General features: G+C 63.2%; 14 protein-coding genes and 1 pseudogene. 2 read left to right on the forward strand and 13 right to left on the reverse strand.

Translation table 11 applies throughout. The features are described from left to right. Nucleotides 1-79: 79 nt before the first annotated feature. Nucleotides 80-1633, reverse strand: coding sequence for a Do family serine endopeptidase (locus A9K65_RS26825; protein WP_013532632.1), 1554 nt, complete (start codon nt 1631-1633; stop codon nt 80-82). 205 nt (nt 1634-1838) lie between these two features. On the opposite strand from A9K65_RS26825, the pseudogene A9K65_RS36645 reads away from it, so the two are divergent. Then, a pseudogene (locus A9K65_RS36645) lies at nt 1839-2062 on the forward strand (type II toxin-antitoxin system RelE/ParE family toxin); the annotation flags it as partial. Here the strand turns inward: A9K65_RS36645 and A9K65_RS26830 are convergent. The 9 genes from A9K65_RS26830 to A9K65_RS26870 all read right to left on the reverse strand — a co-directional run bounded on the left by A9K65_RS26830 (nt 2059) and on the right by A9K65_RS26870 (nt 9938). Then, complete coding sequence (locus tag A9K65_RS26830) at nt 2059-2523, reverse strand: cytochrome c-type biogenesis protein (protein WP_013532633.1); 465 nt, start codon at nt 2521-2523, stop codon at nt 2059-2061. The pseudogene A9K65_RS36645 and the gene A9K65_RS26830 sit on opposite strands and share 4 nt — an antisense overlap. After that, on the reverse strand, nt 2520-4511 hold the full coding sequence (locus tag A9K65_RS26835) for a heme lyase CcmF/NrfE family subunit (protein WP_064993395.1): 1992 nt from the start codon (nt 4509-4511) through the stop codon (nt 2520-2522). Before A9K65_RS26835 ends, A9K65_RS26830 begins: the two co-directional genes overlap by 4 nt. 32 nt (nt 4512-4543) lie before the next feature. Further along, a complete protein-coding gene (gene ccmE, locus A9K65_RS26840; protein WP_013532635.1) occupies nt 4544-4987 on the reverse strand; it encodes a cytochrome c maturation protein CcmE in 444 nt (147 codons plus the stop codon). 8 nt (nt 4988-4995) lie between these two features. Further along, nucleotides 4996-6135 (reverse strand): c-type cytochrome biogenesis protein CcmI, encoded by a 1140-nt coding sequence (gene ccmI, locus A9K65_RS26845; RefSeq protein ID WP_064993396.1) that lies wholly within the window; start codon nt 6133-6135, stop codon nt 4996-4998. Nucleotides 6136-6228: 93 nt separating this feature from the next. Further along, nucleotides 6229-6666, reverse strand: coding sequence for a hypothetical protein (locus A9K65_RS26850; protein WP_013532637.1), 438 nt, complete (start codon nt 6664-6666; stop codon nt 6229-6231). Nucleotides 6667-6851: 185 nt separating this feature from the next. Further along, nucleotides 6852-8285 (reverse strand): ATP-binding protein, encoded by a 1434-nt coding sequence (locus tag A9K65_RS26855; RefSeq protein ID WP_064993397.1) that lies wholly within the window; start codon nt 8283-8285, stop codon nt 6852-6854. Continuing rightward, a complete protein-coding gene (locus tag A9K65_RS26860) occupies nt 8269-8934 on the reverse strand; it encodes a response regulator transcription factor (RefSeq protein WP_013532639.1) in 666 nt (221 codons plus the stop codon). Before A9K65_RS26860 ends, A9K65_RS26855 begins: the two co-directional genes overlap by 17 nt. A 118-nt stretch (nt 8935-9052) precedes the next feature. Beyond that, nucleotides 9053-9355, reverse strand: a complete 303-nt coding sequence (locus A9K65_RS26865; protein WP_013532640.1) for a hypothetical protein — start codon at nt 9353-9355, stop codon at nt 9053-9055. 175 nt (nt 9356-9530) lie between these two features. Beyond that, the gene (locus A9K65_RS26870; RefSeq protein ID WP_064993409.1) at nt 9531-9938 is read right to left on the reverse strand and encodes a DUF3168 domain-containing protein; all 408 of its coding nucleotides are present in this window, start codon (nt 9936-9938) and stop codon (nt 9531-9533) included. Nucleotides 9939-10231: 293 nt separating this feature from the next. Between A9K65_RS26870 and A9K65_RS26875 the strand changes: the two genes are divergently transcribed. Then, entirely contained in the window at nt 10232-11020 is a 789-nt protein-coding gene (locus A9K65_RS26875) for a fumarylacetoacetate hydrolase family protein (protein WP_064993410.1), read from the forward strand. Here the strand turns inward: A9K65_RS26875 and A9K65_RS26880 are convergent. Genes A9K65_RS26880 through A9K65_RS26890 form a run of 3 tightly spaced genes read right to left on the reverse strand, consistent with a single transcriptional unit; the run spans nt 11017 to nt 13792 of the window. Beyond that, nucleotides 11017-11820, reverse strand: a complete 804-nt coding sequence (locus A9K65_RS26880; RefSeq protein WP_027162976.1) for an ABC transporter permease — start codon at nt 11818-11820, stop codon at nt 11017-11019. The genes A9K65_RS26875 and A9K65_RS26880 overlap by 4 nt on opposite strands. Then, nucleotides 11820-12653, reverse strand: a complete 834-nt coding sequence (locus tag A9K65_RS26885) for an ABC transporter permease (protein WP_064993398.1) — start codon at nt 12651-12653, stop codon at nt 11820-11822. Before A9K65_RS26885 ends, A9K65_RS26880 begins: the two co-directional genes overlap by 1 nt. A gap of 23 nt (nt 12654-12676) precedes the next feature. After that, nucleotides 12677-13792 (reverse strand): ABC transporter substrate-binding protein, encoded by a 1116-nt coding sequence (locus A9K65_RS26890; RefSeq protein ID WP_064993399.1) that lies wholly within the window; start codon nt 13790-13792, stop codon nt 12677-12679. Nucleotides 13793-13846: the final 54 nt, after the last annotated feature.

Here is a 13846-nt window from a genome sequence, read left to right on the forward strand (position 1 = left end):
TCGCACTGGAAAAGTCCAACTTGCCGCCGGAACGACCTCACCCGCCTCGGAAAGCCGAGAGAACGCTCCGGGGCCGACCTCAGCCCTTGGCGACGGGCAGCGCGACGAAACGATTGGTGTCGTCGCGGGTGATCTGCATCAGCACCGCCTTGCGGCCGGATTTGACCGCTTCGGTCATCGCCTTGGTGACGTCGTCGGTGCCGTTCACTTCGGTCGAATTGACCGATGTGATGACGTCGCCCGGCTGGATGCCGCGATCGGCGGCATCGCTGTCGGGATCGACGTCGGTCACCACCAGCCCCTTGCCGTTTTCGGACTTGGTGACGGTCAGGCCGAGATCGGCCAGCGTGTCGGGCTTTGCCGGAGCGGCAGGCTGCGACTGGTCGACAGAGGCCTGCTTGTCGCTCGAGGGCAGTTTGCCGAGATCGACCTTGACCGTCTGGCTCTTGCCGTCGCGCCACACGGTGACGTCAACCGACTTGCCAGGCGAGTAGGCGCCGATCAGCCGTGCCAGTTCCTTCGGCGAAGCGACGTCCTTGCCGTTGACCTGGGTGATCACGTCACCGGCCGTGATGCCCGCCTTCTTGCCGGGACCATCGTCCTGGGCACTGGAAACCAGTGCGCCGTTGTTGGACTTCAGACCAAGCGACTCAGCGATGTCGGAGGTGACCGGCTGGATTTCGACACCGAGCCAGCCGCGCTGAACGGAACCGCTCTTCATCAGGTCCTGAACGACCTGCTTGGCGGTCGAAGCGGGAATGTCGAAGGCGATGCCGACGCTGCCGCCGGACGGCGAGAAGATCGCGGTGTTGATGCCGACGACCTGGCCGTTGAGGTTGAAGGTCGGGCCGCCAGAATTGCCGCGGTTGACCGATGCGTCGATCTGGATGAAGTCGTCATAAGGGCCAGCGCCGATGTCGCGGCCGCGGGCGGAGACGATGCCGGCGGTGACGGTGCCACCAAGGCCGAACGGATTGCCGACGGCCACCACCCAGTCGCCGACGCGAACCTTGGAGTCATCGGCGAAGTCGACATAGGTAAACTTGCCGACGCCATCGACCTTGAGCACGGCGAGATCGGTGCGCGGGTCGGTGCCGATCAGCTTGGCGTCGAGTTCCTTGCCGTCATTCATCACCACGGTGAAGGCCGAGCCTTCCGAAACGACGTGGTTGTTGGTGACGAGATAGCCGTCATCCGAGATGAAGAAGCCGGAACCTTGTGCAACCGGCCGCGGCTGGTCGTTGTTGCGGTCGCGATGGCTGAAGCGCCTGTTGCCGCCACCCTGGCCGTCCTGATCACCAAAGCCGCGGAATTCCTTGAAGAAGCGGCGCAGTTGCGGATTGTTGGGCAGGTTGTTCATGCCATCCTGATCGTCGGACGGGTCGGAGCCGTCATCGGCGGCCGGGCTGATCTTGGCCTTGACCTTGACGCTGACAACAGCGGGAGAAACTCGCTCGACGACATCGGCGAAGCCCGGTACCTGCGGCGCCTCGACGCGCACGGCATCGGCCAGAACAGGGCTGGTTCCGCTGGTCAGCGCACCGACGCCGATCGCACCGGCCACGGCGACAGACGCGACGGCAGCCATGAGACGCTTGCGGGTGACGGAATATGAACGGGGGGCAATATTCATGGATTTCTTATCCTCTTTCAAACGGACGCTGCTTGATCGGCATCCTCAGGAAAAGAGAATTAGAGCGGCACACATTACAGCGCCATTTCCGACACATGAAACTTTGGTAATGTTTGGGGTCAGGGGACGCACAACCCCGTTGGCCGCGATGCCCTATGCGCTATCTTGTACACAACTCAGCACAAGGCTTTCATAATGACAGCAAGCACGCCTGGCGGATCGTATTCGTGAAATGGGCCGAGGCCTTGGTGATATGGCGACGGGCCGGCCAGGCCGAATAACAGGCACATATGAGACGTTCATCGGCCGCCTGCCCCACACCACATCATTGCCTATGAGTTGCGCCCGATCGCTGGCCGTCAGAGCGTCGTTATCCTGCGCGTCATTCACACGTCGCGGGACTGGCCCTCGGAAGAATGGCCGAGCTAATTGCCTAGTATCTTGTCCAGCGCCGCCTGTTCCTCAGTGGTCAGCGCATTGGTTGCCGTCGAGCGACGCGACCGCGCGGTCAGCACGATGAAAACGCCTCCCACCAGCAACAGCAGGACAGGCGTGCCCCACAGCAATGCATTGCGCAGGTCGAAACGCGGCTTGAGCAGCACGAACTCGCCATAGCGCGAAACCACGTAGTCCATGACCTGCTGGTCAGTGTCGCCGGCGACGAGGCGCTGACGCACGAGGACGCGCAGGTCGCGGGCAAGGTCGGCATCGGATTCGTCGATCGACTGGTTCTGGCAGACCATGCAGCGCAAGCCTTCCGAAAGCGCCCGAGCCCGCGCCTCAAGTGCAGGATCAGGCAGCATCTCGTCAGGCTTCACCGCCAAGGCCGTGCCGGCAAAAAACAGCGCCAGCAGCAGGATAATGGAGGTCAGCGAAAGCCGTGCGTTCATGGCAGGGTCGCGGATGGCACCACGCTCGCCTGCTTGCGCCGTCGCGACGGCGCGCCGACGCGCAGGCGCCGGTCCATCAGCGACATCGCCGCGCCCGCCATCATCATCAGGCCACCGCCCCAGATCAACGTCACCAGCGGCTTCCACCACAAACGCACGACGACCGAACCGTCTTTGCCCTCGTCGCCGAGCGAGATGTAGAGCTGCGAGAAACCGATCGTCCTGATGCCGGATTCCGTCGTCGTCATCTGCCGCACCGGATAAAACCGCTTGGCGGAGCTGATTTCGCCAACAGGGCTGCCGCTGACGCCGATCAACTCGAAGCGGCCGCGATCCTCGCTGTAATTCGGTCCCTGGGCCGGATAAAGCCCGACGAAACGCAGCGTATGGTCGGACAGTTCGACGGTCTCGCCGGCATGCATCGACAGGATCTTCTCGGTGCCGAAGCAAAGTGTGCCGACGATGCCGAGCGTGGTCAGGCCGAGGCCGAGGTGAGCGAAGGCTGTGCCGAAGACCGAGCGCGGCAAGCCGAGCAAGCGCCGGACCATGATCCCCGTTGCGACGGTCCGAAAGCCGGATTTGACGGCGAGATCGGTGAGCGCGCCAAGGATCAGCCAGACGGCAAGGCCTACGCCCAGGGCTGCGAACACCGAGGCGCCGTCGATGAACAGAGCGGTGACCAGCGTCGCCAGCAGCGCCGCTGCAAAGGCCACCATCAGGCGCTGCGCGACGGCGAAGACATCGCCGCGCTTCCAGGCCAGCAAAGGCCCGAACGGAACCACGAGCAGCAGCGGCACCATCAGCGGCCCGAAGGTGAGATTGAAGAACGGCGCGCCGACGGAGATCTTGTCGGCTGAAAAGGCTTCGACAGCGAGCGGATAGAGTGTGCCGACAAGCACGGTCGCCGTCGCCGTGGTCAGGAACAGATTGTTGAGGACGAGTGCCCCTTCTCGGGAAATCGGGTGGAACAGGCCGCCGGTCGTCAACCGGGAAGCGCGCAGCGCAAACAGCGCCAGCGAGCCGCCGATAAACAGCGTCAGGATGCACAGGATAAACACGCCCCGGGTCGGATCGGTGGCAAAGGCGTGCACCGAGGTCAGCACGCCCGAACGCACGAGGAAGGTGCCGAGCAGCGACAGCGAAAAGGTCAGGATGGCGAGCAGCAGCGTCCAGATCTTCAGCGCCGAGCGCTTTTCCATGACAATGGCCGAATGGAGCAGCGCGGTGCCCGCCAGCCACGGCATGAAAGACGCGTTCTCGACCGGATCCCAGAACCAGAAACCGCCCCAGCCAAGTTCATAGTAGGCCCAGTACGATCCCATGGCGATGCCGCCGGTCAGGAACATCCAGGCGACCAGCGTCCACGGCCGCACCCAGCGCGCCCAGGACGCGTCGATGCGGCCTTCGATGAGAGCGGCGACCGAGAAGGAAAAACAGATCGAGAAGCCGACATAGCCGAGATAGAGGAACGGCGGGTGGATGGCGAGGCCGAGATCCTGCAGGATCGGGTTGAGATCGCGGCCTTCGATCGGCGCCGGGTTGAGCCGGATGAACGGATTGGACGTCGCCAGGATGAACAGGAAGAAAGCGGCGCCGATGGCGCCTTGCACCGCAAGCACATTGGCGCGCAGCGTCGCCGGCAGGTTGGAGCCGAAAGCGGCGACGAGTGCGCCGAAGAAGGTCAGGATCAACACCCAAAGCAGCATCGAGCCTTCATGATTGCCCCAGGTTCCGGTGATCTTGTAGATCAACGGCTGCAAGGAATGCGAGTTTTCCCACACGCTTGCCACCGAGAAATCGGAGCTCGCATAGGCACTCGCCAGCGCTGCGAAAGACAGCGCCGTCAAGGCGAAGCCGGTCACCGCGACCGGACCGCCGACGGCCATCAGGCGCTGGTTGTTCAGGCGTGCGCCAAACAGCGGCACGAGCGTCTGCACCAGCGAAAGCGCAAACGCCAGGACGAGGGCGAAATGTCCGGTTTCAACCATGCCCGTGATCCACTGTCGCTCTCCTGCCGGAGCTATTCACTCTTGCTCTCCTGCCACACGCCCTTGGCCTTGAGGCCGTCCGCAACCTCCTTGGGCATATAGCGCTCATCATGCTTGGCCAGCACGCTATCGGCAACAAAAACCCCGTCCGGGCCGAAACTACCCTCGGTGATGACGCCCTGCTCTTCGCGGAAAAGGTCGGGCAGGATGCCGGTGTAGGTGACCTTGACCGATTTGTGCGTGTCGGTGACCGAAAAGCCGACCGTGGCCCCCTGCCCGCGCTGGATCGTGCCTTTTTCGACCAATCCACCCAACCGGATGCGCTGGCCAGGCTGGACGCTTGCGGTGGTGAGATCGGCCGGCATGTAGAAATAAGAGGCCTTCTGGCCAAGCGCGTAGAAAGTCAGCCCGGTCGCGGCACCCAGGAAGACCAGGCCGCCCGCGATCACCGACAATCGTTTCTGCTTGCGCGTCATGTCTTGTTCTACTCCGTCGCCGCAAGCCCAAGCGAAGCGGCAAAGGCGGTGAATTTCTTCGCCTGGTCACTGTCGGCCCCAAAGACGGCAATGGCGCGACCGAGCGCCTCACGCGCCTGATCGGCCTTGCCAAGCACGACATAGGAACGAACGAGCCGCATCCATCCTTCCGGGTCGTGCGGATTTTGCCGCAGTTTGTCGTCAAGGCCGGCAACCATGGTGTTGATCATGGCTTCCCGATCCTGCGGCGACATCGAGGATGCGGCGTCGATATCGCCGGCATCGGGGCCGTTGGCGGCGCCGCCGGAAGCCACTTCGGGGTTGCCGGACTTGGCCAGCGCCTGCTCGACGGCACCGCGCCATGGCGAGTCCGGCGGCAATCTGCCCAGCATCGCCTGCCATGCCGTGGTCGCTTCCTTGGCGCGACCCTCCTGCGCCAACGCCATGGCCAGGTAGAAACTGGCCTTCGCATTGGCCGGATCGAGCTTCAGGGCTGCCTCGAAAGCATCCTGGGCATCGGCCGAGACAATGCCGCCTGCCGCGCCGGCGATCGCCTCTCCGAGACCTGCCTGGCGAACGGCGCTGTCGCCATCAAGCCGAATGGCGTTGCGATAGGCATCCGCCGCGTCGGAAAAGCGCTGCATGCGCAGATAGACCGGTGCAAGCACGTCCCAGCCCCTGCCATCGGTGGGATTGGCGGCCAGATGGGCTTCGGCCCGCGCCACCAGTTCGTCGACCGAACTGTCGGCGGGATTCTTGGCCAACCGCTCGCTGAGCGGTTGTGACGGCAGGTCGGGAGAGCCAAGCTTGACATAGAGCCCCCAACTGACCAGCGGCACCGCCAGCACGGCTACGGTTGCCACCAGCCTTGCGGTGGCCGGCGCTCGGCCCGCGTTTGCGCCGCCGGCGGTACCCGCATTGTCAAGGCGAAGGATGCGGCGAGCGATCTCGGCGCGGGCTTCGGCCGTTTCGGCCGGCTGGATCAAGCCACGCGCGGCGTCGCGGTCAAGCTCGGACAGTTGGTCGCGATAGACTTCGAGATCATGTTCGCCGCTCGACGACGCGCCCTTCGCGCTGGCGGCCAGCGGCAACAGCACCGCCAGGCTTGCACCCAGCGTGAGAATGGCGGCTATGACCCAGAACAGCATGGTTCTTCCAATAACGGCAGAGCTCTGCCGTGCCAACAGATGCATGCTGCGACGCTTTGACGACGCCAGCCGCCAATCGTCGGCAGACGGTCGTCAGGTCAGCGGCGTCCAGCTGCCATCGGCGTTGCGGCAAGCGGTTCCGCGCGCCGTGACTCCGGCGCCGCCGGAAAACACCGTCTGCGTGTACTGGCGGCAGTCCTGCGAACCGACGCGGTAGGGCTGGGCCGGAACCACCTCGCCGTAGCGCGAAGCCTGGGCGCCTTTCCACGTCACCTTCTGGCCGCTGGTCGTGTATTCCAGCGCTTTGTACTCAGCCTCGAGCGCGCTGCGCTTCTCGGTCTCGCTGAGGCCGTTGCCGATCGCCCCGCTGATGAGGCCGCCGCCCATCGCCGAAATGATCGTCGTGGTCACCTTGCCGCTGGAAGGAGGTGTCGAGGCCGGTGTCGCTGCCACGGTTGGACCCTTGCCGCTCAAGGTGGTGCAGCCGGAAACAGCCAGCAATGCGGAAACAAGCGCGACGCGAATCTTCATGCCAACAACCGGTTTTCTTGAGTTGGAGCCTGCCATGGATGCGCCGGGGGCCGCGTCATCGAGAAGTCGGCGTGGCCATAGTATTGATATTTGTCGGAAATTTGGCCGCTGGCCGCTGCGGGACCAATGGACATGCCGCCAACAACATCTCCCGCCCCCCCTATGTCGATCGGCTCTGGTGAACATCACTGAAGGCTCCGCAATCGCACCACCGCCTTCAATCCGCCCATACCGGACCGTTCGAGCGCCAGAACGCCTCCATACTCGTTGACGAGGTCTGCGACAATGGCCAGGCCCAGACCTGTTCCGGGCTTTGTCTCGTCCAGACGCCGTCCGCGCTTCAGCGCCTCGCGCGCCTTGTCCTCGGGAATGCCCGGACCGTCATCCTCTATGCCGATCTCGAACAGGCCGGCCGGGTCGTCCTTGCCGGTCAAGGGCACGACCGAGACCTGCACCGTGCTCTTTGCCCATTTCATCGCGTTTTCAAGGAGATTGCCCAGCAGTTCCTCAAGGTCCTCGCGCTCGCCGGCGAAGACGATCTCGGCCGCCGGCAGCGACAGCGATAGATTTGTCTGCGGATTGAGCTTCCGCAGAACCCGCACCATGCGCTGCACCAGCGGCGTCACCGGCGTGCGGTAGACGACGCTGTCGCGTTGTGCCGCGACGCGGGCGCGCTGGAGATAGTGTTCGACCTGCTTCTGCATGGAAGCCGCCTGTTCGGCGATCAACTGCCCCTTGGCGCCGCCGAGCGCGCGGCCCTCGTTGAGCAGTACCGCCAGCGGCGTCTTCAGCGAATGGGCGAGATTGCCGACCTGTGTTCGCGACCGCTCGACGATGCGCCTGTTGTTTTCGATCAGCGCATTGGTTTCGTTGGCAAGCGGTTCGATCTCGGCCGGGAAGCGGCCGTCGAGCCTCTGGGCGGTGCCTTCGCGCACCATGGCGAGCGCGTTCCTGACCCGGCGCAGCGGCTGCAGGCCGAGCAGGATTGCGATCGCGTTGATGGCGATCATGCCGACGCCGAACAGGCTGAGATAGGTCAGCAGGCGACGCTGAAAGGTGGCGATTTCCTGTTCGAGTTCGCTCTGGTTGCCCATGACGCGGAAACGCGCGGCGCGGTTCTTGGCGTCGAGGACGAATTCGCTCTCGAACACTTCGAGCTGCTCGCCGTCGATGCCTTCGGCTGCGTAGCTGCGCTGGAAGCTCGCGTTGAACGGCACCTCGGCAACGCTCGGTGACGGGATCGTCGTGGTCATCGACGACGAATGGAGATCGCCATGCACGCCTTCCGAAGCGGGCTCAACCGACCAGTACCAGCCCGAATTCGGCTCCGAGAACCGGAGGTCGCCGAGATCTGGCGCGCCGGTCAGCGCACCGCTGTCGGAGATGCCGATCGAACCGATCAGGTTGAACAGATGCGCCGAAAGCAGGCTGTCGAAGCCGCGCTCGCTGGCCTGGCGGTATAGGGTGGTGATCAAGGTGAAGATGACAACGAGCGTCACGATCGCCCAGACCGTGGAAAAGGCGATGACGCGGAACGTCAGCGAACGCGGCCACAAACGCAGCGAAAGCGGCGTCCTTGCGGTTGGTTTGAGCGGTTCCGAGTTACGCCTCCGGCTCACGCATGCGGTAGCCCATGCCGCGCACGGTTTCGATCATGTCGATGCCCATCTTCTTGCGCAGCCGCCCGACAAACACCTCGATGGTGTTGGAATCGCGGTCGAAATCCTGATCGTAGAGATGCTCGACCAGTTCGGTCCGCGAGACGACCTCGCCCATATGGTGCATCAGATAGGCAAGCAGGCGGAATTCGTGCGACGTCAGCTTCAGCGGCACGCCGCCGACATCGGCCTTGGAGGCCTTGGTGTCGAGGCGCAGCGGTCCGCAGGTCAGCTCGGACGAGGCATGGCCGGCAGCGCGCCGGATCAGAGCCCGCAGCCTCGCCAGCACCTCCTCGATGTGGAACGGCTTGGTGACGTAGTCGTCGGCGCCGGCATCGATGCCGGAAACCTTGTCGCTCCAGCGGTCGCGCGCCGTCAGGATCAGCACCGGCATCTTGCGGCCGCCGCGTCGCCAGCGCTCGACCACGCTGATGCCGTCCATCTGCGGCAGGCCGATATCGAGCACGACCGCGTCATAGGGCTCGGTGTCGCCGAGGAAATGGCCTTCCTCGCCGTCGAAGGCGCGGTCGACGACATAGCCGGCATCGACCAGCGCATCCGATATCTGCCGATTGAGATCCTTGTCATCTTCGACGACCAGTACACGCATGCGGAGTTCGATACCTGTTGAAGAGCTTTGTCGGATGAAGAGCTTTGTAGGATTGAAAACTGGGGCAGATATAGGCCGATTCCGGCGGCCTGGGAAACGTGGCCTAAGGTTGATTGGATCAGTTCAGCGGAACGACGATCTCGGAACGGCGCGGACGTTGTCCGTCCTTGCCCGGAACGAGCACGACGATGACACAGACAGGCTGACCGCCGCGCGTCGATTGCGAGGCCTTGGCCAGCGTTCCGCCATTCTGCTCAGCCACCTGTTGGCCGATGGCGTAGCAATCGGAGGCCGCCAGTACGATCGGACTGGCAAGATCGGGCGGCGCGATGACCGGCATCGCCATCGCCTGCGACGCAAACAGTCCGGCAGCACAAAGCGCCAGTGTCGCGGTTCGGAAGTGGGAGCGAAGCGTTTTCATGACCGGCGTTGTAACGCATCGGTGCTGAACGTGAAATGAACGGTGAACGCCGCTGAAAACATCCTCGTCACACCCCTGCAACGCGAGACAGTCAACCTGGAATTTCACCGCCTCGAACAGGCGAAATCCCGCGAAAGTCCAGTCTAGACTCCGTTTTGACCATATTGAAAGCGCATCAGGCATTTTCCTGCGTCATCGCGCGAAAACGCAGCAGCCCGTGATGCACGAGCAGATCCTCGTCATGGCGGGCTTCGGCAAATTCCAGCGACAGTCGTGTCTGGCCGCGAGGGCCGATCACCAATGCTGCGTCGGCAAGGCGCGCCTGGATGGCGGCCATGATGGCTAGCGTTTCGGCATCCCCATGGGCTTTCGACCAGACATGCAGCGTAATCAACTGATCGTCGGTGTTCTCGATGCCCGTATCCCAGTCGAAAGCGGAGGTATGGCCGCAGGTCACGTACGGAAAAGCGGCGTTGTCGGCTGGCCGTTCGAGCAGTCCGGCGCCGCCCAGCAAGGCCGACAGCGATGGATCGCTTTTCAGCCTGAGAAACAGTGCCTGCTGTAAATCGCCTGGCGCGGTCATCGTCTTTTCCTCCGGTTCCTGCGCTGCCGACTGTTGCTTTTCGGAAGCTGTCCGCGTTCTGCGTGTTCTGACAGATATAGCCATTCGACGCGCAGAGGCGATGGCGATTCGTCATCGGAATGATGGATGCCGATGATCTCGAAAGGGCGGCTTTGCCAAGACCACCGTCGCGGGCACCACGCCGTGAACATGGACTCTCGATTCCTGGTCACATATTCTCGCTCCATACAGCGTCGCATGACGCAATGTTTCCTTGCCGTTTTTGATCCACGAAGCAATTTCGGAAGCTGATGATGCTCGATGCAGAAAAGACCAGGGCTGCGTCGCGGTTGTTGGTAGGCCACTGGGACAAGGGCACCCGTCTCGACGCCATACCCGAGGCGTTGCGCCCACAAACACGGCTCGAAGGTTACGCTATCCAGTCGCATGTCATGGATCGCTCGGCGGCTCCGCTTTTCGGCTGGAAGATTGCCGCGACCAGTCTGGCGGGACAAAGGCACATCAACGTCGACGGCCCCATGGCCGGACGTCTCCTGGCCGAGAAAGCGGTGGAGATCGGCGGGACCGTTTCCCTGGCGACGAGCAAGATGCGCGTGGCCGAGATCGAGTTCGCTTTCCGTTTCGGCCGCGAGCTGCCGCCTCGTGCGGCACCCTATGAAATCGCCGAGGCGATGGAAGCCGTAGCGAGCTTGCACCCGGCGATCGAAATCCCGGACTCACGGTATGACGATTTCTGCGCCGTCGGGGCGCCGCAGCTCATTGCGGACAATGCCTGCGCCAACCTGTTTGTCATCGGCGAGGCGGCGGAAGACGACTGGCACGACGTGGATCTTGCAAAGCACCCCGTGATCGCGTCCGTTTCCGGAAGGTCGCAACATAGCGGATCGGGAGCAGCCGTATTGGGCGATCCTCGCATCGCGCTTACCTGGATCGTCAATGAACTGTCGGGCCTGGGCATAGCGCTCCAGCCGGGACAGGTGGTGATTACCGGCACCTGCGTGACACCGATAAGCGTCGAGGCAGGCGACGAAGTCATCGGCGATCTAGGCAGGTTTGGCCGCGTCTCGGTGAGGTTTGTCTAGGCTCCGCGCTGCCTGGCCACGAAACTGCGCACCGCCAGCACCAGCACGGTGATGATGATCAGGATCACCGACAATGCCGCGATCGCCGGGTCGATGTTGTCGCGCAAGCCCATCCACATGAGCCGCGGCAGCGTGATGGCGTTGACAGAGGTGATGAACAAAGTGACGCCGATTTCTTCCCAGGACAGCACGAAGGAGAGAAGTGCGGCGGTGACGATGCCGAACTTGATGTTGGGCATGATGATGCGGGTGGCGCGCTCCCACACAGTGGCCCCTAAGCCCCGCGCGGCAAGGTCGATGCGGCGGTCGAGCTGGCTGAGAGAGACCAGCATCAGCACCGTGGCGAAGGGCACGGTCATCACCGAATGGGCCATGGCGACGCCAAGCCAGGTGTCGTAGCCGAAGAACGCGCTGAAACCCGAGATCGAGGTGAGCAAGAAGTAGAGCGTGATCGCCGAGACCACCGGCGGCACCACCATCGGCAGTAGCACGAAGCCGACCAGGGCCGCGGTGAAGCGCGGCTGGAACATCCAGACGCCAAGGCTGAAGCACAGCGCCAGCACAGTTGAAAAGGCGCTGCTGACGACACCGATGCGGATCGAGAGCAGAATCGATTGGAGCCAGCGCGGGTCTTCGATCAGCGCCCGGTAATGGCGCAGCGACAGTTCGCCCGACGGCATGGCCAGCATGCGGCTCGGCGTCAGCGACACCGGGATGACGGCGAGCAGCGGCATCAGCAGGAACAGCGCCACGAAGGCGGCGATGATCAGCGAGACGGGACCGGGGCGGTAGGTCGGCATCAGATCAACTGCTTCGGTCTGACATATCGGAACAAGAGCGCCATCAGCGCGCCGACGAACAGCACCAGCACGACGCTGATCGCTGCACCCAAGCCCCAGTCCGGGCTCTGGAATATCCTGAGATAGATCAGCTCGGCAATCATGACGCTGCGGCCGCCGCCAAGGATCGCTGGCGTGACGAAGAAGCCGAGCGAGAAGACGAAAACGATCATCGCCGCGCCTATGATGCCGGAGCGCGTCATCGGCACGAACACCGTCCAGAAGGTGCGCATGCGGCTGGAGCCGAGCCCGCGCGCCGCCAGGAGCACGCGGTCGTCGAGGCTGCGCATGGCCGATGCCAGCGGAAAAACGGCGAAAGGAATGAGGAAGTGCGTCATGCCGACGATGACGCCGAATTCGTTGCGCACCAACGCCAGCGGTTCGGAGGTGAAGCCGATCGCCTGCAGCCACGTGTTGATCAGGCCGCGATTGGAGAGCAGCGCCACCCAGCCGAAGGCACGGGTCAGCACGGAAATCCAGAAGGGAACGAGAATGCAGAACTCGGCGATCAGGCGCTGTGCCGGGGTTCCACGCACCCAGACGACGGTGATGGCGTAGGCAGCGGCCACCGAAACCACGGTGACGACCGCCGCGATGCGCAGCGTGCGGATGAACACCGACTGCACCAGATCGTCAGTGAGCAGCGCCTCATATTGGCCGAGGCCGGGCGTCGGCAGCGTAAAACTCCATTTGACGACGCCAAGGAACGGCCAGGCATAGGCCAGGACAAGAAACAGGAGCAGCGGCGCCATCAACAGCGCCGCGCCCATCCTGTCGGAGAGATAGGATCTCATTGACCCGATTACCCCGGCCCTGATCAGGCCGAGATGATCTTGGTGTATTCGTCGAGCGCCGGCCCGTAGTTCTTGGCGTACCAGTCCATGTCGAGCGCGATCTGCTTCTTCATGTTCTCGGGATCGACCGGGTTGATGCGCTTCTTGTCGGCCGTGATCAGCGCGTCTGCCGCCGGGTTTGCAGGACCTTGGCCGAGCTTGTCGAACATGACCAACTGCTTTTCAGGGTCCTGGGCACTGGCGATGAACTTCATCGCAGCGTCCTTGCCGCCGGGGTTGTTCTTGAGCACGGCCAGCGCACCGGGCGAGATCAGCCCCTGGTCCCAGATGAACTTGATCTTGCCGCCCGAATCCTGCTCGATCAGCGAAGCGCGCGTCGACCAGACGATCGCCATCGAGGCCTCGCCATTGAGCAGCACGCTCTGGCTTTCGGCGCCGCCACCCCAATAGGCAACGACGTTTTCCTTGAACGCGGCGATCTTGTCATGGGCGCGCTTGAGGTCGAGCGGGTAGAGCGACGCCGGCGCGATGCCGTCGGCCAGAAGTGCTGCTTCCCAGCTCGATACGCCCCATTTGTAGAGCGAGCGCTTGCCGGGGAATTTCTTCACGTCGAAGAAATCGGCCATGCTGGTCGGCGCGTCCTTGCCGTACTTCTCGGAATCATAGGCGATGACATAGGAGAAGAAATAGGTCGAGGCGGCGTATTCCCAACCAAAGCCGGGCCGCATCTTCTTCTTGTCGACGATGTTGTAATCGATCGGCTCGAGAGCCCCTTGGGCGCCGAGCGTGATGGCCGAGAAGGGGTCCACGTCGACGAGATCCCAGGTCGGCGCGCCGCTCTTGAACTGCGCGGCGATGGCGCCTTCAGTCGGACCCGAACCGTCCATCTTGACGGCGATGCCGGTGTCCTTGGTGAAGGCCTGGCCATAGGCGGCATCATAGGCGGTGATGGCATCGCCACCCCAGTTGACCAGCACCAGTTCCTTGGCCTGCGCAAAGGCACCTGTCGAGCGCAGCAGCATCGGCGTGCCGGCCAGCACGAGTGCCGCCAGCTGCGTGAACTGCCGGCGCGAGATCTCGCCGCGACCTGCCCTGGCGGACAGGCTCTCGACGGCTTGTTTTTTGGTGTCATGTGTCATGTCAGTTCCCCTTTTTTGTTGTTGATAGTGCCGGAAAGCGGTGGAGCGACATCT

Source organism: Mesorhizobium sp. WSM1497 (assembly GCF_001672455.2).
Lineage (GTDB): Bacteria > Pseudomonadota > Alphaproteobacteria > Rhizobiales > Rhizobiaceae > Mesorhizobium > Mesorhizobium ciceri.

What these genes read in the sequence shown, in the direction of transcription:
- A9K65_RS26890 (WP_064993399.1), bottom strand. Translation starts at nt 13,792, where the DNA reads ATGACACATGACACCAAAAAACAAGCCGTCGAGAGCCTGTCCGCCAGG.
- A9K65_RS26860 (WP_013532639.1), bottom strand. Translation starts at nt 8,934, where the DNA reads ATGCGTGTACTGGTCGTCGAAGATGACAAGGATCTCAATCGGCAGATA.
- A9K65_RS26830 (WP_013532633.1), bottom strand. Translation starts at nt 2,523, where the DNA reads ATGAACGCACGGCTTTCGCTGACCTCCATTATCCTGCTGCTGGCGCTG.
- A9K65_RS26825 (WP_013532632.1), bottom strand. Translation starts at nt 1,633, where the DNA reads ATGAATATTGCCCCCCGTTCATATTCCGTCACCCGCAAGCGTCTCATG.
- A9K65_RS26850 (WP_013532637.1), bottom strand. Translation starts at nt 6,666, where the DNA reads ATGAAGATTCGCGTCGCGCTTGTTTCCGCATTGCTGGCTGTTTCCGGC.
- ccmI (WP_064993396.1), bottom strand. Translation starts at nt 6,135, where the DNA reads ATGCTGTTCTGGGTCATAGCCGCCATTCTCACGCTGGGTGCAAGCCTG.
- A9K65_RS26870 (WP_064993409.1), bottom strand. Translation starts at nt 9,938, where the DNA reads ATGACCGCGCCAGGCGATTTACAGCAGGCACTGTTTCTCAGGCTGAAA.
- A9K65_RS26865 (WP_013532640.1), bottom strand. Translation starts at nt 9,355, where the DNA reads ATGAAAACGCTTCGCTCCCACTTCCGAACCGCGACACTGGCGCTTTGT.
- A9K65_RS26875 (WP_064993410.1), top strand. Translation starts at nt 10,232, where the DNA reads ATGCTCGATGCAGAAAAGACCAGGGCTGCGTCGCGGTTGTTGGTAGGC.
- A9K65_RS26885 (WP_064993398.1), bottom strand. Translation starts at nt 12,653, where the DNA reads ATGAGATCCTATCTCTCCGACAGGATGGGCGCGGCGCTGTTGATGGCG.
- ccmE (WP_013532635.1), bottom strand. Translation starts at nt 4,987, where the DNA reads ATGACGCGCAAGCAGAAACGATTGTCGGTGATCGCGGGCGGCCTGGTC.
- A9K65_RS26880 (WP_027162976.1), bottom strand. Translation starts at nt 11,820, where the DNA reads ATGCCGACCTACCGCCCCGGTCCCGTCTCGCTGATCATCGCCGCCTTC.
- A9K65_RS26835 (WP_064993395.1), bottom strand. Translation starts at nt 4,511, where the DNA reads ATGGTTGAAACCGGACATTTCGCCCTCGTCCTGGCGTTTGCGCTTTCG.